This window comes from Polaromonas sp., assembly GCF_049790275.1.
GTDB lineage: Bacteria > Pseudomonadota > Gammaproteobacteria > Burkholderiales > Burkholderiaceae_C > Polaromonas.
On the sequence record NZ_JBAQYR010000056.1, the window covers coordinates 1 to 21,198 of the forward strand.

Consider the following 21,198-nt stretch of genomic DNA (forward strand, 5'->3'; position numbering starts at 1 on the left):
GGATGGTGCGATTCAATGGCGTGCCCAGGCACACGTTCTACCTGCATTTGAAGGAAACCGAGTTCAGATTCAACCACCGTCACTCAAGCCTCTACCAAGCGCTGTTATCCTTGCTACGAAGCAATCCTCTTTAACAAACTTTGCTTCCTAAGCCCCTAATTAAATAGCTATTAACGCCCGCGCCTCATGGGGAAGAGGCGCTTTTCATGCAAAACTATTTGCGCGCAGGCGGCAAATCCGTGCAGCTGCCATGTGCCACTTCCGCCGCCATGCCCATGCTTTCACCGAGCGTCGGGTGCGGGTGGATGGTCTTGCCGATGTCCACCGCGTCGGCGCCCATCTCGATGGCCAGCGCGATCTCGCCGATCATGTCGCCGGCATGCGTGCCGACAATGCCGCCGCCCAGAATCCTGCCGTGGCCATGCGCTTCGGGAGAGTCATCAAACAGCAGCTTGGTGAAGCCTTCGTCGCGGCCATTGGCAATGGCGCGCCCGGAAGCGTTCCATGGGAACAGTCCTTTCTTCACCTTGATGCCCTGCGCCTTGGCTTGGTCTTCGGTGAGCCCGACCCAGGCGATTTCAGGGTCGGTGTAGGCCACGCTGGGGATCACGCGGGCGTTGAAGGCGGCACTGGCCAGTTCCTTGTTGCCCTGCAGTTCACCGGCAATCACTTCAGCGGCCACATGCGCTTCGTGCACCGCCTTGTGTGCCAGCATGGGCTGGCCGACGATGTCGCCAATCGCAAAGATGTGCGGCACGTTGGTGCGCATCTGGATGTCGACCGGGATAAAGCCGCGGTCGGTCACGGACACGCCGGCCTTGTCGGCCGCAATCTTCTTGCCGTTGGGTGTGCGGCCCACGGCCTGAAGCACCAGGTCGTAGGTTTGCGGCGCCGGAGCGCCCTCGCCTTCAAACGTGACCTCGATGCCTTTGGCAGTGGCCTTGGCGCCTACGGTTTTTGTCTTGAGCATGATGTTGTCAAAACGCGGCGCGTTCATTTTCTGCCAGACCTTGACGAGGTCGCGGTCGGCGCCCTGCATCAGCCCGTCCATCATCTCCACCACATCCAGGCGGGCACCCAGCGTGGAATAGACCGTACCCATCTCGAGGCCAATGATGCCGCCGCCCAGGATCAGCATGCGCTTCGGGACTTCCTTGAGGTTCAGCGCGCCGGTGGAGTCCACAACGCGCGGGTCTTCCGGCATGAAGGGCAGGCGCACAGCCTGCGAGCCGGCCGCGATGATGCAATTTTTGAACGCGATTGTCTGCTTCTTTCCGGTTTTTTCCTGCGCGCCACCGGAAGTTTCTTCAACCTCCACATGGTTGGCGCCGACAAAGGCGCCATAGCCGCGAACCACCGTGACCTTGCGCATCTTCGCCATCGCGCTGAGGCCGCCCGTCAGCTTGCCCACGACTTTTTCCTTGTGCGTGCGCAGCTTGGCGATGTCGAGAACCGGCTCGCCGAAGCTCACGCCAAGGCTGTCGAAATGTTTGACCTCGTCCATCACCGCAGCCACATGCAGCAGTGCCTTGGACGGAATGCAGCCGACGTTCAGGCAGACGCCACCCAGGGTGGCGTAACGCTCGACCAGCACGACCTTGAGACCGAGGTCGGCCGCGCGGAAAGCCGCCGAATAACCGCCGGGGCCGGCGCCCAGCACCAGCAGGTCGCACTCGAGGTCAGCCTTGCCGCCAAAGCTGGCAGCGGCCGGTTCTGCTACTTTTTCAGGAGCTGTCGGCGCAGATGCAGCGGGGGCTGCAGCCTGTTTTATCTCCGAAGCCGGAGCCGCTGCGGAAGCTCCTGCCTCCAGCGTCAGCACAACCGTGCCTTGTTTGACCTTGTCGCCGAGCTTGACCTTGAGTTCCTTCACGATGCCGGCGTGGCTGGACGGAATTTCCATCGAAGCCTTGTCGCTTTCGACCGTCAGCAGGCTCTGGTCGGCCTTGATCGTGTCGCCGGGCTTGACCAGCAGCTCGATCACGGAAACCTCGTCGAAATCCCCGATGTCGGGAATGGTGATATCTATCAATGCCATGTCTCTTGTCTCCGCAAAATGGTCGGCTTACTTTTTCAGCTTGACCGTGAACAGTTCCACCGGTCCGCCGGAATTCTTGTCAAACTCGCAACCCGCCTGCACGCCGGCCAGGGCCACTTCGCGCGCGGTCTTGGCCTTGTCCCATGTGGCGTGCATGGCGCCCAGCGCAAAGCTGCGTCCGGAGCCTATACCCCAGAACTCCTTGAACTCGAACACCTCGCGATAGCTGTACAGCCCGTAGATGCCGCTGCTGTTGGCGATCAGGACGCTGAACTGGCTGGATTCGTAGGGGTCGTTGTCGTCTTCCTTCGTCTGCAGGAAAAACACGTCCTTGAGCATCGGATGCAGCTTGTGGAAGGTGTCGAACACCTCGTCCTTGCTGCCCAGCCTGAGCTGGTCCTTGGGCAGGGCCGCCATGGCTTTGCGCAGCACCGGAAAATGCGCAACCGTGCCGGCCATGCCCACGTAACTGGCGCCGGCCGGCGTTTCCACCTTGAAGATCTTGCTGTTGGCTTCGAAGCGGTTGGCCAGCCGTGTGTCGCCGAAAGTGATCAGGGCGTCCGTGGCGATCACGGCCTGCCCGGCTTTGCGCACAGCCACAAGCGTCGTCATCCTGGAATCCTTTCAAGCCGGGGCCGCGGGACTGGCTCTGCCAGACCGCAGGCGCAGCGCCCCCTCGGGGGGTAGCGAAGTACACGAAGCGACGAGCGTGGGGGTCACAGCAGTACCCTGCGGAAGTCGCTCAGGATCTGGCCCAGGTAGGCATTGAAACGCGCGGCGCCGGCGCCATCGATCACGCGGTGGTCCCAGGCCAGCGACATCGGCAGCATCAGCCGCGGCTGGAAAGCCTTGCCGTCCCAGACCGGCTCCATCTGGCTCTTGGAAACGCCCAGGATGGCGACCTCAGGGGCATTGATGATGGGCGTGAAATAGCGCCCGCCAATGCCGCCCAGCGAAGAGATGGTGAAACTTGCACCCTGCATTTCGGCAGGCGTGAGCTTGCCGTCGCGCGCCTTTTTGGCCAGTTCGCCCATTTCCTGCGAAATCTGCATGATGCCTTTTTTGTCCGCATCCTTGAGCACGGGCACCATCAGCCCATTGGGCGTGTCGGCGGCAAAACCGATGTGGTAGTACTGCTTGTAGACCAGCTGATCGCCGTCCAGCGAAGCATTGAATTCGGGGTATTTCTTCAAGGCTGCAACGCTGGCCTTGATCAGGAAGGCCAGCATGGTGACCTTGAGCCCGGCCTTCTCGTTTTCCTTGTTGGTGGAAACGCGAAAGGCTTCCAGCTCGGTGATGTCGGCATCGTCATGGTTGGTGACGTGCGGAATCATCACGTAGTTGCGCAGCAGGTTGGCGCCGCTGATCTTCTTGATGCGGGAAATATCCTTGCGCTCGACCGGGCCGAACTTCGTGAAGTCGACCTTGGGCCATGGCAACAGGTCCAGGCCCGCACCACCGCCGGCCGAAGCCGGTGCCCTGGCGGCCTGCGCCTGGGTGCGTACATCACCGGCCATGACGGACTTGGTGAAGCCCTGCACGTCGTCGAGCGTGATGCGGCCCTTCGGGCCACTGCCCTTGACTTCGCCGAGCGGTACCCCCAGCTCGCGCGCAACCTTGCGCACCGACGGCGAGGCATGCGGCAACTGGCCGGAGGGCGTCGCCGGTTCATGGGCCGGCAAGGCCGCAGTGGGAAGAACACGTTCCACCGGCGCGCTCGCCAGGCTGACGGCCGGTGCTGCAGCGGCCGCCTGGGCTGGCGCCGGGGACGGTGCTGCGGCGGGCGTGGCCGAGCCTTCAAGAATGGCCAGCAGGTCGCCTACATTGATCTTGTCACCGAGCTTGACTTTGAGCTCCTTGAGCACGCCGGAAGCCGATGACGGAATCTCCATGGAGGCTTTGTCCGACTCCACGGTCACCAGCGACTGCTCGGCTTTCACGGTGTCGCCGACCTTGACCAGCACCTCGATGACGGCCACGTCCTTGAAGTCACCGATGTCGGGAACCCGGACTTCGACAGGACCGGCGGCGGCAGCAGCCGGAGCCGGATCTGCTACTGATTTTGGAGCAGCTTGCGCAGGTGCTACGGAAGCTGCAGCCTGTTTTTGCTCTGGAACCTGGGCGGCGACAGGTGCGGCGGCGGACTCGCCTGCTTCCAGCACCAGCACCACCGACCCCTGCTTGACCTTGTCGCCGAGCTTGACCTTCAGTTCCTTGACGACGCCGGCCTGGCTCGACGGAATTTCCATTGAGGCCTTGTCGCTTTCCACCGTCATCAGGCTCTGGTCAGCCTTGATCGTGTCGCCGGGCTTGACCAGCAGCTCGATGACCGACACCTCGTCGAAGTCGCCGATGTCGGGAATGGTGATGTCTACCAATGCCATGTTCTTATCTCCGTGCGTTCTGCGCGCGCTGCTCAGGCGTAGAGCGGGTTGATCTTGTCGGCATTGATGCCGTATTTCCTGATGGCCTCGGCAACCTTGGCCACCGGCACGCTGCCCTCCTCGCTCAGCGCCTTCAGCGCGGCAACGACGATGTAGTGGCGGTTCACCTCGAAATGCTCGCGCAGCTTGTAGCGGAAGTCGCTGCGGCCAAAGCCGTCGGTGCCCAGCACCTTGTAGTTGCGGCCCTTGGGCATGAAGGGGCGGATCTGCTCGGCATAGGCCTTCATGTAATCGGTCGAGGCAACGACGGGACCTTCGTGCTTCTCAAGCTGCTGGGCGACAAAGGACACGCGAGGCGTCTTCTCGAGCGGGTGCAGCAGGTTGTAGCGTTCGCAGTCCTGGCCTTCACGCGTGAGCTCGTTGAAGCTTGGGCAGCTCCAGACGTTGGCCGACACGCCCCAGTCTTTTTCAAGCAGTTCCTGGGCGGCAATGGACTCGCGCAGGATGGTGCCCGAGCCGAGCAACTGAACGCGCGGCGTCAGCTTCTTGCCTTCCTTGCACAGGTACATGCCCTTGATGATCTGCTCTTCGGTGCCGGCCGCGAGGCCGGGCATGGCGTAGTTTTCATTGAGCAGCGTGATGTAGAAGTACACGTTGTCCTGCTTTTCGACCATGCGCTTGAGGCCATGGTGCAGGATGACGGCGACTTCATGCGCGAAAGTCGGGTCGTACGAAATGCAGTTCGGAATGGTGCCGGCCATGATGTGGCTGTGGCCGTCTTCGTGCTGCAGGCCTTCGCCATTGAGCGTGGTGCGGCCCGAAGTGCCGCCCAGCAGGAAACCGCGCGCCTGCATGTCGCCGGCCGCCCAGCACAGGTCACCGACGCGCTGCAGCCCGAACATCGAGTAATAGATGTAGAACGGGATCATGATGCGGTTGTTCGTCGAGTACGAGGTCGCCGCCGCAATCCAGCTGGCCATGCCGCCGGCTTCGTTGATGCCTTCCTGCAGGATCTGCCCGGCCTTGTCTTCCTTGTAGTAGCTCACCTGCTCGCGGTCCTGCGGCGTATAGAGCTGGCCTTCATGGTTGTAGATGCCGATCTGGCGGAACAGCCCTTCCATGCCGAAAGTGCGGGCCTCATCGACCAGGATGGGAACCACGCGGGGACCGATTTCCTTGTCGCGCAGCAAGGTCGTCAGGAAACGCACATACGCCTGTGTCGTCGAGATTTCGCGGCCTTCAGCCGTCGGCTCGAGCACTGATTTGAAGGTCTCCAGTGCGGGCACGGTGAACTGCTCATCGGCCTTGACGCGGCGGTGTGGCAAATAGCCGCCCAGGGCCTTGCGGCGTTCGTGCAGGTATTTCATTTCCGGCGTGTCGTCAGCCGGCTTGTAGAACGGCACTTCGGCGATCTGCGCGTCGGAGATGGGAATGTTGAAGCGGTCGCGGAAGGCCAGGATGTCCTCGTCCGTCAGCTTCTTGGTCTGGTGGGCGGTGTTCTTGCCTTCGCCGCTCTTGCCCATGCCGAAGCCCTTGACGGTCTTGATCAGCAGGACCGTCGGCTGGCCCTTGTGTTTGACGGCGGCGTGGTAGGCCGCATAGACCTTCTGCGGGTCGTGGCCGCCGCGCTGCAGGCGCCAGATGTCGTCGTCGCTCATCTTGGCGACCATCTCCAGCGTGCGTGGGTCCTTGCCGAAGAAATGCTTGCGCACGTAGGCGCCGTCATTGGCTTTCATGGCCTGGTAGTCGCCGTCGAGCGTGTCCATCATGACCTTGCGCAGCGCGCCGTCCTTGTCGCGCGCCAGCAGCGGGTCCCAGTAGCTGCCCCAGATCAGCTTGATGACATTCCAGCCGGCGCCGCGGAACTCGCCTTCGAGCTCCTGGATGATCTTGCCGTTGCCGCGCACCGGGCCGTCCAGGCGCTGCAGGTTGCAGTTGATGACAAAAATCAGGTTGTCGAGATTTTCCCGCGCCGCCACACCAATGGCGCCCAGCGATTCGACTTCGTCCATCTCGCCGTCACCGCAGAAGACCCAGACCTTGCGGTTTTCGGTGTTGGCAATGCCACGCGCATGCAGGTACTTGAGGAAGCGCGCCTGATAAATGCCCATCAGCGGGCCCAGGCCCATGGACACGGTGGGAAATTGCCAGAACTCGGGCATCAGCTTGGGATGCGGATAGCTCGACAAACCCTTGCCGCCCACTTCCTGCCGGAAATTGAGCAATTGCTCTTCGGTCAGCCGACCTTCAAGGAAAGCGCGGGCGTAGATTCCGGGTGAACTGTGCCCCTGGATGTAGAGACAATCGCCACCATGGTTTTCACTTTCGGCATGCCAGAAATGGTTGAAGCCGGCGCCGAACATGTTCGCTACAGAGGCAAAGGAGCTGATGTGGCCGCCCAGGTCGCCGCCGTCTTCCGGGTGATGGCGATTGGCCTTGACCACCATGGCCATCGCATTCCAGCGCATGTAGGCGCGTAGCCGCTCCTCAATTTCCAGGTTGCCGGGGCAGCGTTCTTCCTGGTCGGTTTCTATCGTGTTGACATAGCCGGTATTCGCCGAAAACGGCATGTCGATGCTGCTCTGGCGGGCATGTTCCAGCAATTGCTCAAGCAGGAAGTGGGCACGCTCCGGGCCTTCGCTTTCAATGACGGCAGTCAGGGCTTCCAGCCACTCCCGTGTTTCCTGCGAGTCCTTGTCCTGAGCCTCGTTGGCAGCGTTGCCCAAAGTGTCGGCACGTGCCTGTTCCGGATTTGCAGCCATGGTGTTGTCTCCTGCTGGTGGCTAGTTGGCTAGCTGTTGGTTGACTGGCATCTTCATCACGTTAACGCAATTTAGATTCAAGTCTCTAGTTTCCCACATTTTTAAAATAATTTCAAATAGTGCTTTTTACTTTCACATAATGAAATTGTAAATTCAAAGAAAAGGCGGCGCTTATCAGGACCACACCGCTGCCGCAGGCCGAATCACCCGCCCGTGATACGGTCATGCCCGGCGAAGGCCACCCGCCACGCCAGGGAACTCCCTTAAACTTGACTGCCCCCATGACCGAGCCCACACCCTCCACTTTCGACACGCCGCCCGGCAGCGCACCGCTGGCCCGCTGGCGGCGCTGGTGGCGCCGTCAATCGCCAACACGACAGGACCGCTTCGTGACCCTCGGGCCCCTGCTGGCGGTCGTGCTTTTCCTGGCAGCGGTGATTGCGGCTTTTGCCTACCTGCGTGTTGAAGAGGTGGACCGCGAGCAGCAGGCCGTCAAGCGCGATGTCGAATACGCCCAGCAGAGGCTGCGCCTGCGCCTGCTGGAGCGCCAGGAGCAGTTGATGCGGCTGGGCCGCGATGTTTCCAACAAGGACGTGGACAGCGAGGAGTTCGTTGCGCAGGCCGAATCGCTGGTCAACCAGTACCCCGAGCTGCTGGCCGTGACCTGGATAGATTCGCGCCGCAGGGTCAAGTCTTCCTATGTGTCGCCAAGCGCCAATGCATCGCAGGTGCAGTCGACGGGCGAACAGCTCAAGCGCGGAGAAACGGAAAGCACCTTCGGCCTGGCGCGCGACCTGCGCCAGCCGGTCTATTCACGTCCGCTGACCGTCAAGGACGACACCAGCTACAACGCACCCAGCCTGCAGCTGCAGGTGCCGCTGGACGACCAGGGCCGGTTTGACGGCGTCATCATGGGCGAATACTCCATCGATGGCCTGCTGCGCTTTGGCGTGCCCAACGAAGTCACGGCCAAATACGCCGTGGCCCTGCTTGACGACCAGGGCAAGGTGCTGGCCGGCCATCTGCCGCCGCCCAGGAACACGGCGGCCAAGCTGCTGCCCCTGTCTGACGAAACGCAGGAGTATGAAATCCCTGTTTCACCGGTCGGCAACGGCCTGCTGCTCAAGGCCCAAGGCTACCGGGCCTCGTTGGGCGTGGTCGGCAGCGGTTTTTTCTGGCTGGTCAGCGCGCTGAGCGCCCTCACGGTCTGGATGCTGCTCGGCACCTGGCGCCATACGCGGCGCCGCGTCCAGGCGCAACAGGCATTGATCACCGAAACCAATTTCCGGCGCGCCATGGAAAACTCCATGCTGACCGGCATGCGGGCGCTGGACCTGCAGGGCCGCATCACCTACGTGAATCCGGCTTTTTGCCAGATGACAGGCTGGAGCGAGGGCGAGCTGGTGGGCCGCACCGCCCCTTTCCCTTACTGGCCCGACCAGGACAGGGAAACGCTGGCAGCCCGGCTGGACGACGAACTGCATGGCCGCTCCACGCCGGGCGGCTTCGAGGTACGCATCAAACGCAAAAGCGGCGCGATTTTCGACGGCCGCATGTATGTCTCGCCGCTGATCGACCCGCGCGGCCAGCAGACCGGCTGGATGACCTCGGTCACCGACATCACCGAGCCCAAGCGGGTCCGCGAAGAACTGTCCGCCTCTTACGAACGTTTCACCACCGTGCTGGAAGGCCTTGACGCGGCCGTGTCGGTCGCGCCGCTGGGCAGTGAGGAGCTGCTGTTTGCCAACAAGCTGTACCGCGCCTGGTTCGGCGGCGAAGTCGCCGGCCACATGAACCTGATTGCGCAGGCCGGCGTGCCGGCCGTGACGCCGACCGACGATACCCTCGATGCCGTCGACGGCCTGGCTGGTTTTCCGACCGACACGCTGACCACGGCCCAAACCGAAAATGCCGAGATTTTTGTACCTGAACTCGGCAAGTGGCTGGAGGTTCGCTCGCGCTACCTGACCTGGGTCGACGGCCGGCTGGCGCAGATGGTGATTGCCACCGACATCACGCCGCGCCGCCACGCCGAAGAACAGGCCGCCCAGCAGGCCGAACGCGCCCAGTCAGCCAGCCGGCTGATCACCATGGGCGAGATGGCGTCGAGCGTGGCGCACGAACTGAACCAGCCACTGACGGCCATCAACAATTATTGCAACGGCATGGTGTCGCGCATCAAGGGCCAGCAGATCAGCAATGAAGACCTGCTGATTGCGCTGGAGAAAACCGCGAAGCAGGCACACCGCGCCGGACAGATCATCCAGCGCATCCGTTCCTTTGTGAAACGCAGCGAGCCGAACCGGACCTCGGCCGACGTTGCCACCATGGTCAGCAACGCGATGGAACTGGCCGACATCGAGCTGCGCCGCCACAACGTGCGGCTGAGTCACTACATCGCTGCGCGCCTGCCGCCGGTGATGGTGGACCCCATCCTGATCGAGCAGGTGCTTATCAACCTGATGAAAAACGGGGCCGAATCGATTGCGCAGGCACGCCGCCCCACCGCGCGGCGCAGCGTGGAGCTGCGCGTGGTGCCGAAGAACATCGAAGACCAGGATGTGATCGAGTTTTCGGTGCTGGATTCAGGCAAGGGACTGTCGCCTGAGGTGATGGGCCGGCTTTATGAAGCCTTCTACTCGACCAAGGCAGAAGGCATGGGCATCGGCCTGAAACTGTGCCGCAGCATTGTCGAGTCCCACCAGGGCAGGATGCAGGCCGAGAACCTCTACAATGGCGACGAAGTGGTGGGGTGCCGGTTTACCTTCTGGATTCCTGTGACACCCCTGCTTTTGCCGGCCGCCGCAGCAGAAGCGCCCGCCACCCCAACTGGCATTTCCTGACAAGGTATTCCGATACCGTCCACGCAAAGGTTTGGCATGAGCTTGATTCCGAAAAAAGGTACCGTTTACGTCGTTGATGACGACGAGGGCGTGCGTGACTCGCTCCAGTGGCTACTCGAAGGCAAGGACTACCGCGTCCGCTGCTACGACTCTGCCGAAACTTTCCTGAGCCGCTACGATCCGCGCGAAGTCGCCTGCCTGATCGTCGACATCCGCATGGGCGGCATGACCGGCCTGGAGCTGCAGGACCGCCTGGTGGAACGCAAATCGCCCTTGCCCATCGTTTTCATTACCGGCCACGGCGACGTGCCCATGGCCGTGAACACCATGAAAAAAGGCGCCATGGATTTCATCCAGAAGCCTTTCCAGGAAGAAGCCCTGGTCAGCCTGGTCGAACGCATGCTGGACCAGGCCAAGGAAGCCTTCAGCGAACACCAGCAGTCGGCCAGCCGCGACGCCCTGCTCGCCAAGCTCACCTCGCGCGAAGCGCAGGTGCTCGAACGCATCGTCGCCGGCCGCCTGAACAAGCAGATCGCCGACGACCTGGGCATCAGCATCAAGACGGTGGAGGCGCACCGCGCCAACATCATGGAAAAGCTCAACGCCAACACCGTCGCCGACCTGCTGAAAATCGCCCTGGGCTCGAGCGCACCCAAGGCCTGAACCCCATCTCCGGTCGCTATCTTTCCGATAGCTGCTTGCGCCCGTGGTTGCTGGACCAGCGGGCGTTTTTACTTTAGAAAACTGAAATCATGACTGCACAACTCATTGACGGCAACGCCCTCGCCAGGACAATCCGTGCGGAGGTTACCGAGCGCGCCGCCGCCCTCACTGCCCGCGGACGCCAGCCCGGCCTCGCGGTGATCCTGGTGGGCGAGGACCCGGCCTCGCAGGTCTATGTCAAGCACAAGGTCAACGACTGTGAAACCAGCGGCGTGCGCTCGGTGCTTGACCGTTACCCAGCCACGTTTTCCGAGGCTGAGCTCCTCGCCCGCATCGAAGTGCTGAACGCCGATCCGTCGATTCACGGCATCCTCGTGCAGATGCCGCTGCCCAAACACATCGACCCCCACAAAGTCATCGAGACAATCTCGCCACTCAAGGATGTCGACGGCTTCCACGTGCAAAGCGCAGGTGCGCTGATGGTCGGCCAGCCGGGTTTTCGCCCCTGCACCCCCTACGGCTGCATGAAGCTGATTGAAACCACCGGCATCAGCCTGAAAGGCAAGAATGCGGTCGTCATCGGCCGCAGCAACACGGTGGGCAAACCGATGGCCCTGCTGCTGCTGCAGGCCAACGCCACCGTCACCGTGTGCCACAGCGGCACCGCGGACATCGGCCTGTACACACGGCAGGCCGATGTCGTGGTGGCCGCGGTCGGCAAGCGCATGGTTCTGACGGCTGACATGGTCAAACCCGGCGCTGTGGTGATTGACGTGGGCATGAACCGCGACGAGGCCGGCAAGCTGTGCGGCGACGTCGATTTTGCCGGCGTGTCGCAGGTGGCTGGCTGGATCACGCCAGTGCCCGGCGGCGTCGGGCCCATGACCCGCGCCATGCTGCTCGTGAACACGCTGGAAGCGGCTGAAAGAGCCCCCACGGTCGTTCACTCCGTGTAACTCCCTGCCCCCCGAGGGGGCCGCTGCGCCTGCGGGCCGGCGAAGCCGGACCCGCGGCCCCCGCTTGAAAAGAGAAGAGTGCTGTGGTCCTTGGTCCGCCCGCTATGCGGCGCCAGCGTTCGTTAAACGGCTCAGGCACCACAGCGTCCAACCGGCAGCCAGCCACTGCGCCAGGTACATCGCGCTGCCCAGGCCGTGCCAGAACCGGAGGTCACCGCCGCTGGCGCGTGCGCTGACGATGTTCGGCGCCACGCCGAACTCCACCAACACCGCCAGCAGCAAGCCGGCCACTACATATTTGATAGCAGCTGGCGCAGGCGGGGAAAGGGCAGAAGCCCTGTTTTTATTGAGAACCAGGAGCAGCAGGAAGCTGCAAGCAATGCTGAGCCAGGTTTGCGCAGTGAAAAGTTTTGCCGCCATGGCGCCGGCCATCGCCGGGCTGGGCAGGTGGGCAAACAGCATGGGCACCACGACAAACCCCAAGCCCGTCAGGCTGCCCCACCAGAGGGCGGCCAGCACAATGCTCAGGCGTGATTTCATGTGCCCTGGCAAGAAAGCTAGATGTACATCACCGCGATGATCTCGTAACGCTTGATACCGCCGGGAGCCTGCACCTCGGCGGTGTCGCCCTCGTCCTTGCCGATCAGTGCGCGCGCGATCGGCGAGCTGATGTTGACCAGGCCCTGCTTGATGTCGGCCTCGTCTTCACCGACGATCTGGTAGGTCACCTTGTCGCCGGAATCCTCGTCCTGCAGCTCGATGGTGGAGCCGAACACCACCTTGCCCCCTGCATCCACCTCTGACGGGTCGATGATCTGGGCGGCTGACAGCTTGCCTTCGATTTCCTGGATACGGCCTTCGATAAAACCCTGGCGGTCCTTGGCGGCGTCGTATTCGGCGTTTTCGCTCAGGTCGCCCTGCGCCCGGGCTTCGGAAATCGAGTTGATCACCCAGGGACGATCCACGGTCTTGAGCTGGTGCAACTCGGCCTTGAGCTTTTCTGCGCCACGTTTGGTAATAGGAATGGTTGCCATGGTTTGAGTCCTCCAAAAGCGAAACCGCCACCAGTCACCTGGCGGCGGCGTCTTAACATGTTTGTCCTGATGCCAGTTTAATGCAAATCGGGTGCAGTACTCGCCAGCGCAGACCCTAGCAGCGACGCCCCCACGGACACACGAAATTACGCTAAGCGAACGACCGGTGGGGAACCTCTCCCCACCAGCCAGGGCCGCGGATCTGGCTTTGCCAGTCCGCAGGCGCAGCGGCCCCCGAGGGGCTGGAGCCCGCGGCTCCAAGCCTGCCTGCGCAGGCTTGGACGGGCGACAGAGGCGAAGCGTCTCGCGAGCCGCGGCCTGCAAGGCCTCGGAAGCTACACGAAATGAGCGACCGTGGGGGTCACATCAGCTGGGCGTGAAGCTCCTGGACCGAATAAACCGTCAGGTTGTCCAGGTATTTCATGCCCTCCACCGCCGCTTCGGCCCCGGCGATGGTCGTGTAGGTGGTGACCCGTGCCAGCAGCGCCGAGGTGCGGATCTGCCGCGAGTCGGCAATCGCGTTGCGACGTTCTTCCACGGTGTTGATGACCAGCGCAATCTCGTTGTTCTTGATCATGTCCACCACGTGCGGCCGGCCCTCGGTGACCTTGTTGACCACGCCGCAGGGAATGCCGGCGGCGTTGATGGCTGCGGCCGTGCCCTTGGTGGCAACGATGTCGAACTTCAGTGTTGCCAGCGCACGCGCCACTTCCACGGCACGCGGCTTGTCGTTGTTCTTGACGGTCAGGAACACTTTGCCAGAGGTCGGCAACTTGGTGCCGGCACCGAGCTGCGACTTCACAAAAGCCTCGCCAAAGGTCTTGCCCACACCCATGACCTCGCCGGTCGACTTCATCTCGGGGCCGAGAATGGTGTCCACGCCGGGGAACTTGACGAAAGGAAACACCGCTTCCTTGACACTGAAGTACGGCGGTGTCACTTCGTTTTTGATGCCCTGCGACGCCAGCGTCTGGCCCACCATGCAGCGCGCCGCCACCTTGGCCAGCTGGATGCCGGTGGCCTTGCTGACAAAAGGCACGGTGCGCGATGCGCGGGGGTTCACCTCGAGCACATAGATCACGTCCTTGCCGTCCACATGCTGGATGGCGAACTGCACGTTCATGAGGCCGACCACATTCAGGGCTTTTGCCATGGCTGCGGTCTGGCGCTTGATCTCGGTCACCGTTTCGGCACTGAGCGAATACGGCGGCAGGGAACAGGCCGAGTCGCCGCTGTGCACGCCGGCCTGCTCGATGTGTTCCATCACGCCGCCAATGAAGGTCACGCCTTCAGGATCGCGGATGCAATCAACGTCACATTCGATCGCGTCGTTCAGGAAGCGGTCCAGCAACACCGGCGAGTCATGGCTGACCTTGACCGCTTCGCGCATGTAACGCTCGAGGTCGCGCTGCTCGTGCACAATTTCCATCGCCCGGCCGCCCAGCACGTAGCTGGGGCGCACCACCAGCGGGTAGCCGAGGGCGGCGGCTTTTTCCAGCGCTTCCGGCTCGGTACGGGCCGTCGCGTTGGGCGGCTGGCGCAGCTTGAGTTCATGAAGCAGCTTCTGGAAACGTTCGCGGTCTTCGGCTGCGTCGATCATGTCGGGCGAGGTGCCGATGATGGGCACGCCGTTTTTCTCCAGGTCCAGCGCCAGCTTCAAAGGTGTCTGGCCGCCGTACTGGACAATCACGCCCAGCGGTTTTTCCTTGTCGACAATTTCCAGCACGTCTTCCAGCGTCAGCGGCTCGAAATACAGGCGGTCGCTGGTGTCGTAGTCGGTCGAGACGGTCTCGGGGTTGCAGTTGACCATGATGGTCTCGTAGCCATCCTCGCGCATGGCGAGTGCGGCATGCACGCAGCAGTAGTCGAACTCGATGCCCTGGCCGATGCGGTTCGGACCGCCGCCCAGCACCATGATTTTCTTGTTGTCGGTCGGCTCGGCTTCGCACTCGCTGCCCTCGCCTTCGTAGGTCGAGTACATGTAGGCGGTGTTGGTCGCGAACTCGGCGGCGCAGGTGTCCACCCGCTTGTAGACCGGGCGCACACCCAGCTCCAGCCGTTTCTCACGGATGGCAGTGTCGGTGGTCTTCAGCTGTTTGGCCAGGCGCCTGTCAGAAAAGCCCTTCTGCTTGAGCATACGCAGCGTCGGCTCGTCAATCTTGTCCAGGGTGGTGGTTTCCAGTTCAAGCTCGACCTTGACGATCTGCTCGATCTGCACCAGAAACCAGGGGTCGATCTTGGTCAGCGCAAAAACTTCATCCACGCTCATGCCCATGGCAAAGGCGTCGCCCACGTACCAGATGCGGTCGGGACCGGGCGCGCCGAGTTCCTTCTCGAGCACCTCGCGGTCCTGCGTCTTCTCGTTCATGCCGTCCACGCCGACTTCCAGGCCGCGCAGGGCTTTCTGGAAGGACTCCTGGAAGGTGCGGCCCATGGCCATGACTTCGCCGACCGACTTCATCTGCGTGGTCAGGCGCGAATCGGCGGCCGGGAATTTCTCAAACGCGAAACGCGGGATCTTGGTGACCACGTAATCGATGCTGGGCTCGAAACTCGCGGGCGTGGCGCCGCCGGTGATCTCGTTGCGCAGTTCGTCCAGCGTGTAGCCAATGGCCAGCTTGGCCGCCACCTTGGCAATCGGGAAACCCGTCGCCTTGGAGGCCAGCGCGGAAGAACGCGAAACACGCGGGTTCATTTCGATCACCACCATGCGGCCATCGACCGGGTTGATTGAGAACTGCACGTTGGAGCCGCCGGTGTCCACGCCGATCTCACGCAGCACGGCCAGCGAGGCATTGCGCAGGATCTGGTATTCCTTGTCGGTCAGCGTCTGCGCCGGTGCCACGGTGATCGAGTCGCCGGTGTGCACACCCATGGGATCCAGGTTTTCAATCGAGCAGACGATGATGCAGTTGTCCGCCTTGTCGCGGACCACTTCCATCTCGTACTCTTTCCAGCCGAGCAGCGATTCCTCGATCAACAGCTCGTTGGTCGGCGAAGCTTCCAGGCCGCGCTTGCAGATGACCTCGAACTCTTCCGAGTTGTAGGCAATGCCGCCGCCGGTACCGCCCAGCGTGAAGCTGGGACGGATCACGGTCGGGAAACCCAGGGTCTTCTGAACCGTCCAGGCTTCTTCCATGCTGTGCGCGATGCCGGAGCGGGCCGATCCCAGGCCGATCTTGGTCATCGCGTCCTTGAACTTCAGGCGGTCTTCGGCCTTGTCGATGGCTTCTGGCGTCGCGCCTATGAGTTCGACCTTGTACTTGTCGAGCACACCGTTGTGCCAGAGGTCGAGTGCGCAATTGAGCGCGGTCTGCCCGCCCATGGTCGGCAGGATGGCGTCGGGACGCTCCTTGGCGATGATTTTCTCGACCGTCTGCCAGGTGATGGGCTCGATGTAGGTGACGTCGGCCGTGGCCGGGTCGGTCATGATGGTCGCCGGGTTGCTGTTGATCAGGATGACCTTGTAACCCTCTTCACGCAGCGCCTTGCAGGCCTGCACGCCGGAGTAGTCGAACTCGCAGGCCTGGCCGATGATGATGGGGCCGGCGCCGATGATGAGGACGCTTTTGATGTCTGTGCGCTTAGGCATTCTTCTTCTCCTGAGCCTGTTCCATCAGCGCGGTGAAACGGTCAAACAAATACGAAATATCGTGCGGGCCGGGCGAGGCTTCCGGGTGGCCCTGGAAGCAGAAGGCCGGCTTGTCCGTGCGGGCCAGGCCTTGCAGCGTGCCGTCGAATAGGCTGATGTGGGTGGGACGCAGATTGGCCGGCAGGGTTTTTTCGTCCACTGCAAAACCGTGGTTCTGGCTGGTGATGCTGACGCGGCCGTTGTCGAGGTCTTTCACCGGGTGGTTGGCACCATGGTGACCGAACTTCATCTTGAAGGTTTTGGCGCCGCTGGCCAGCGCCATGATCTGGTGGCCCAGGCAGATGCCGAAGGTCGGGATGCCGGTGTCGATCAGCTCACGCACCGCAGCAATCGCATAGTCGCAGGGTTCCGGATCTCCGGGGCCGTTGGCCAGGAAGATGCCATCGGGTTTGAGCTTGAGCACGTCGGCGGCAGGCGTCTGTGCCGGCACCACGGTGATGCGCGCGCCCCGCTCGGCCATCATGCGCAGGATGTTTTTCTTCACGCCGAAATCGAAGGCGACGACATGGAACTTCGGCGTGATCTGCACGCCGTAACCCGAACCCAGCTTCCACTCGGTCTGGGTCCACTCATAAGACTGTTTGCAGCTGACCACCTTGGCGAGGTCGAGGCCGGCCATGTTGGGTGCGCTGCGGGCAGCAGCCACCGCCTGCTCGATCGCCTCGGGCGACACTACCTCGCCCAACGGCAGGGCCAGAATGCAGCCGTTCTGCGCGCCCTTGGTACGCAGCATGCGGGTGAGCTGGCGCGTGTCGACGTTGGCAATCGCCACCGTTTTTTCCCTGACCAGGTACTCGGACAGGGTCATGGTGCTGCGGAAGTTCGACGCGATCAGCGGCAGGTCCTTGATGATCAGGCCGGCTGCATGGACCTTGTCGGCTTCCACATCCTCGGCACTGATGCCGTAGTTACCGATGTGGGGGTACGTGAGGGTGACGATCTGCTGGCAGTAGCTGGGATCCGTGAGGATTTCCTGGTAACCGGTCATGGCGGTGTTGAACACCACCTCGCCGACTGTGGAGCCCACTGCTCCGATGGAATTGCCGATAAAGACCGTGCCGTCTGCGAGCGCCAGGATGGCGTGCGGGGTATTTCCCTGTAGAGACAAAAGCACTGGGTTCTCCGGATTGGTTACGGTTCGCCCAAGCGTGCACAAGAAACGTCTCGGTCAAGACTCTTGCGGGCTGCTTTTGTGAGGGTGTTGGCTTGGTGTGCGCTCGGGCGAAGCTGTGTTTTGAAAAGCCCTTGATTATAGCTTGAGGAAGCGAAGGGCTTTATGCATTTAAGACATGCGCCCCTACTTCAGCCCGGTTGCGTTGCCAAGGAGCTAGCGTACAGGCAGATCGCAGTGGCAGCGGCAACATTGAGCGACTCCTCTCCGCCGGGCTGATCAATGCGAACCCTCAGGCTGGCCCGAGCCATCAGATCATCACCGACGCCCTGGCCTTCGTGCCCCATGGCCCAGGCGCAGGGCATGGGCAGGTTTTGCTGGTGCAAAAAGCCGCCATGGTGTGAACTGGTTACGAGGATGGGTACTGTCAGTGCGTTCAGCGCCTGCGGTTCCACCGCTTCCAGCAGCTGTAGCGAAAAATGCGCCCCCATGCCGGCGCGCAGCACCTTGGGCGACCAGAGCGCGGCCGTACCCTTGAGCGCAATCACCTGGCTGAAACCGAAGGCCGCGGCGCTGCGCAGCATGGAGCCGACGTTGCCGGCATCCTGCACGCGGTCCAGGATCAGCGAGGCGGCGCCGGGCAGCAAGGCCGCAGGCGCCGGAAGATCAAGCACAAACCCCATGCGCGCCGGGGATTCCAGGCCGCTGATGTCAGGCAGCAAGGCATCAGGAATGACTATGGTTTTGATAGCGGACTGTGTCCATTCGGCGGGGGCAACAGGCCAGAATGACTCGGAAAAGACGGCGATCTGCGGTTTCAGGCCCCGCGCAAGGGCTGCACGGCACAAATGATCACCTTCCAGCCAAATACGACCCTGCTTGCGGTAGGCCGTGCTGTCCTGCGACAGCCTGCGCAGCTCCTTGACCAGGGCGTTGTCGCGCGACGTGACAAAGACGGGGGCTGCCGGCGATGCAGCACTCAACGCAGGACCTCGGCCACCGGGCTGAAGGAGCGGCGATGCTGCGGGCAGGCGCCGTGCTCGCGCAAGGCCGCCAGGTGCTCGGCCGTGCCATAGCCCTTGTGGCCGGCGAAGCCGTATTGCGGGTACTCCAGGTGGAACTGCTCGCACCAGCGGTCGCGGTAAACCTTGGCCAGGATGGAAGCCGCGGAAATCGATGGCACCAGCGCATCGCCCTTGACGATGGCCTCGGCCAGCATGCTGAGCACCGGCAGGCGGTTGCCGTCCACCAGCACCTTCACCGGCTTCAGGCGCAAACCCTCGACGGCACGTTTCATTGCCAGCATCGTGGCTTGCAGGATGTTGAGGCTGTCGATCTCTTCCACACTGGCCTGGGCAATCGAGCAGCACAAGGCCTTGGCGAGGATTTCGTCGTAAAGCTTTTCCCGGCGCAGCGCTGTCAGTACCTTGGAGTCGGCGAGGCCCTTGATGGGCTTGAGGTCGTCCAGAATCACCGCCGCCGCCACCACCGGGCCGGCCAGCGGCCCGCGGCCGGCCTCGTCCACACCGGCCCAGAGGCCGGGTGTGTCCCAGGACAGGGTGACCTGCTCAGCTTTCAAGAATGTTCTGGATCGCATCGGTGGCTAGTTGGGCGGTGTCGCGGTGCAACTCTTGGTGCAACTGCATGAAGCGTTGTTCGACGGTGGCAATTTTTTCGGGTGCCGAGATTTTCGCATCTATCCACTGCAAAACGGCATCGGCCAGCGCTTTTGGCGTGGCAGCGTCCTGCAGCAGTTCGGGCACCACAAAATCGCGGCACAGGATGTTGGGCAGGCCTACCCAGGGCTGCAGCTTCTTGCGGCGCATGATCTGCCAGGACAGCCAGTTCATGTTGTAGGCGATCACCATGGGCCGCTTGAACAGCGCCGCTTCCAGCGTCGCGGTGCCGCTGGCAATCAGCGTGACATCGCAAGCCGCCAGCACGGTGTGGGACTGCCCGGTGACAATCTGCACGTCATCCTGCATGCCGGCCGCCCTCGCCGCCTGGGCGATGAATTCGCGCAGGGCAGACACGGCGGGCACTATTATTTTGATAGCTGGATGCACCCGCCTGACAAGGTCTGCAGCGTGAAAGAACCGATCAGCCAAGTACTGGACTTCGGAACGGCGGCTGCCCGGCAGCACGGCCAACACCAGGTCGTCCGCCTGCAAACCCAGTTTTCTGCGAGTTTCCACGCGGTCAGGCTGCATCGGGATCATGCCAGCCAGCGGATGGCCCACATAGGTGGCGGCAATGCCGTGCTGTGCCAACAGGGCTGGTTCAAAAGGAAAGATACACAGCACGTGATCGACACTGCGGCGGATTTTTTCCACCCGATCGGCACGCCATGCCCAGACCGAAGGGCTGATGAAATGCACGGTACGGATCCCGGCCGCCTTGAGGTCGGCTTCCAGGTCGAGGTTGAAATCGGGGGCGTCAACGCCAATAAAAATATCGGGGCGCTGCTGCAGCAGTTTTTCCTTCAATTGCCTGCGTATGCCGACAATTTCGCGGTAGTGGCGCAGCACCTCGACATAACCGCGTACTGCCAATTTTTCGCTGGGCCACCAGGCCTCGAAACCCCGGCTTGCCATCTGGGGGCCTCCTATGCCACCGGCGCGCAGGCCAGGCCAGCGAGCACGAAAACCGTCAAGCAGCAGGCTGGCCAGCAAATCTCCGGAAGTTTCGCCGGCCACCATGGCCATGACGGGAGCCCGCTGTGCAGTGAGCCCACCCGCCTCTGGACGGCTGGGCAGAGGGGTTGGCGCCAGGGACATCAGCGCCTACCGGACGATGCCGCGCTGCGGTGCGGTTTGCTGCAAAAATGAGAGCATCATTTTCACATCAGGAGCGGACTCAGGGTACTTTTCACTCAGACCAGCAATCTGCGCCCGAGCCGTGTCCAAGGGCAGATCCTCACGGTACAGGGCCTTGTGCATGGCCTTCACCGCGGTGATGCGCTCGGGAGAGAACCCGCGCCGGCGCAAGCCTTCAAAATTCATCGACCGCGCTTCGGCGGGCTGGCCCTGGCACATCACGAAGGGGGGTAAATCGGCAAACAGCAGCGAACACATGGCCGTCATGCTGTGTGCTCCGATCCGCACAAACTGGTGGACCACGGTAAAGCCGCCAAGAATCACCCAGTCGCCGACAGTCACATGGCCGGCCAGTTGCGAGTTGTTGGCGAAGGTGGTGTTGTTGCCCACCAGGCAATCGTGCGCCAGGTGCACGTACGCCATCATCCAGTTGTCGTTGCCCAGCTTGGTCACCCCGCCGCCGCCAGGCGTGCCGATATTGAAAGTGCAAAACTCGCGGATGGTGTTGCGGTCGCCGATCACCAGCTCGCCAGGCTCGCCGGCGTACTTCTTGTCCTGCGGAATCGCGCCCAGCGAATTGAACTGGAAAATGCGGTTGTCGCGACCTATCGTCGTGTGGCCTTCGATGACGCAATGCGCGCCAATCGTCGTGCCGGCCGCGACCTCGACGTGCGGGCCGATCACCGTGTACGGGCCAACGCTGACGCTGCTGTCGAGCTGGGCCTGGGGGTCAACCAGCGCTGTGGGATGGATGGCGGTCATGAAAAAATGAATTGTTCGAACAACACCTCGGCCAATGGCCACCCAGGCAAGGTCCCCGTCAAGCCGGGGCCGCGGGACTGGCTCTGCCAGACCGCAGGCGTAACGGCCCCCTCGGGGCTGGAGCCTGCGGCTCCGAACCTGCTTGAGCAGGTTTGGACAGGCGCCAGAAGCGAAGCCTCT

At 62.4% G+C, this 21,198-nt stretch carries 15 protein-coding genes and 1 pseudogene; 4 read left to right on the forward strand and 12 right to left on the reverse strand.

What is annotated here, in order from left to right; all coding sequences use genetic code 11:
* A pseudogene (locus tag WA904_RS08160) lies at positions 1-134 on the forward strand (IS1595 family transposase); the annotation flags it as partial.
* An 80-nt stretch (positions 135-214) separates the two neighbouring features.
* Here the strand turns inward: WA904_RS08160 and lpdA are convergent.
* The 4 genes from lpdA to aceE form a co-directional block, all read right to left on the reverse strand.
* On the reverse strand, positions 215-2,035 hold the full coding sequence (gene lpdA, locus WA904_RS08165; RefSeq protein ID WP_425196631.1) for a dihydrolipoyl dehydrogenase: 1,821 nt from the start codon (positions 2,033-2,035) through the stop codon (positions 215-217).
* A 27-nt stretch (positions 2,036-2,062) separates the two neighbouring features.
* Positions 2,063-2,647 (reverse strand): MFS transporter, encoded by a 585-nt coding sequence (locus tag WA904_RS08170; protein WP_425196632.1) that lies wholly within the window; start codon positions 2,645-2,647, stop codon positions 2,063-2,065.
* Positions 2,648-2,751: 104 nt separating this feature from the next.
* On the reverse strand, positions 2,752-4,419 hold the full coding sequence (gene aceF / locus WA904_RS08175; RefSeq protein WP_425196633.1) for a dihydrolipoyllysine-residue acetyltransferase: 1,668 nt from the start codon (positions 4,417-4,419) through the stop codon (positions 2,752-2,754).
* Positions 4,420-4,451: 32 nt separating this feature from the next.
* Entirely contained in the window at positions 4,452-7,181 is a 2,730-nt protein-coding gene (gene aceE / locus WA904_RS08180) for a pyruvate dehydrogenase (acetyl-transferring), homodimeric type (RefSeq protein WP_425196634.1), read from the reverse strand.
* Between the two features lie 281 nt (positions 7,182-7,462).
* Between aceE and WA904_RS08185 the strand changes: the two genes are divergently transcribed.
* The 3 genes from WA904_RS08185 to folD all read left to right on the forward strand — a co-directional run bounded on the left by WA904_RS08185 (position 7,463) and on the right by folD (position 11,643).
* The gene (locus tag WA904_RS08185; RefSeq protein WP_425196635.1) at positions 7,463-10,024 is read left to right on the forward strand and encodes a PAS domain S-box protein; all 2,562 of its coding nucleotides are present in this window, start codon (positions 7,463-7,465) and stop codon (positions 10,022-10,024) included.
* Between the two features lie 36 nt (positions 10,025-10,060).
* Positions 10,061-10,687: a response regulator transcription factor gene (locus WA904_RS08190; protein WP_077594972.1), complete on the forward strand. Its 627-nt coding sequence runs from the start codon at positions 10,061-10,063 to the stop codon at positions 10,685-10,687.
* 89 nt (positions 10,688-10,776) lie between these two features.
* A complete protein-coding gene (gene folD, locus WA904_RS08195) occupies positions 10,777-11,643 on the forward strand; it encodes a bifunctional methylenetetrahydrofolate dehydrogenase/methenyltetrahydrofolate cyclohydrolase FolD (RefSeq protein ID WP_425196636.1) in 867 nt (288 codons plus the stop codon).
* Positions 11,644-11,745: 102 nt separating this feature from the next.
* On the opposite strand, the gene WA904_RS08200 is transcribed toward folD, so the two are convergent.
* From WA904_RS08200 to lpxA, 8 genes are all read right to left on the reverse strand, one after another.
* Positions 11,746-12,183, reverse strand: a complete 438-nt coding sequence (locus tag WA904_RS08200) for a DUF4149 domain-containing protein (RefSeq protein ID WP_425196637.1) — start codon at positions 12,181-12,183, stop codon at positions 11,746-11,748.
* A 17-nt stretch (positions 12,184-12,200) separates the two neighbouring features.
* Positions 12,201-12,677 carry a transcription elongation factor GreA gene (gene greA, locus WA904_RS08205; protein WP_425196638.1) on the reverse strand — a complete coding sequence of 159 codons (477 nt, stop codon included), beginning with the start codon at positions 12,675-12,677 and terminating at the stop codon, positions 12,201-12,203.
* Between the two features lie 361 nt (positions 12,678-13,038).
* Positions 13,039-16,269: a carbamoyl-phosphate synthase large subunit gene (gene carB, locus WA904_RS08210; RefSeq protein WP_425196639.1), complete on the reverse strand. Its 3,231-nt coding sequence runs from the start codon at positions 16,267-16,269 to the stop codon at positions 13,039-13,041.
* Positions 16,262-17,443 (reverse strand): glutamine-hydrolyzing carbamoyl-phosphate synthase small subunit, encoded by a 1,182-nt coding sequence (gene carA, locus WA904_RS08215; RefSeq protein WP_425196640.1) that lies wholly within the window; start codon positions 17,441-17,443, stop codon positions 16,262-16,264. The genes carB and carA overlap by 8 nt, the downstream gene beginning before the upstream one ends.
* Positions 17,444-17,631: 188 nt before the next feature.
* Complete coding sequence (locus tag WA904_RS08220) at positions 17,632-18,423, reverse strand: TrmH family RNA methyltransferase (RefSeq protein WP_425196641.1); 792 nt, start codon at positions 18,421-18,423, stop codon at positions 17,632-17,634.
* A complete protein-coding gene (gene rnhB, locus WA904_RS08225; RefSeq protein WP_425196642.1) occupies positions 18,420-19,037 on the reverse strand; it encodes a ribonuclease HII in 618 nt (205 codons plus the stop codon). Before rnhB ends, WA904_RS08220 begins: the two co-directional genes overlap by 4 nt.
* Positions 19,009-20,139, reverse strand: a complete 1,131-nt coding sequence (gene lpxB, locus WA904_RS08230) for a lipid-A-disaccharide synthase (RefSeq protein WP_425196724.1) — start codon at positions 20,137-20,139, stop codon at positions 19,009-19,011. Before lpxB ends, rnhB begins: the two co-directional genes overlap by 29 nt.
* 84 nt (positions 20,140-20,223) lie before the next feature.
* Positions 20,224-21,018 (reverse strand): acyl-ACP--UDP-N-acetylglucosamine O-acyltransferase, encoded by a 795-nt coding sequence (lpxA, locus tag WA904_RS08235; RefSeq protein WP_425196643.1) that lies wholly within the window; start codon positions 21,016-21,018, stop codon positions 20,224-20,226.
* Positions 21,019-21,198: the final 180 nt, after the last annotated feature.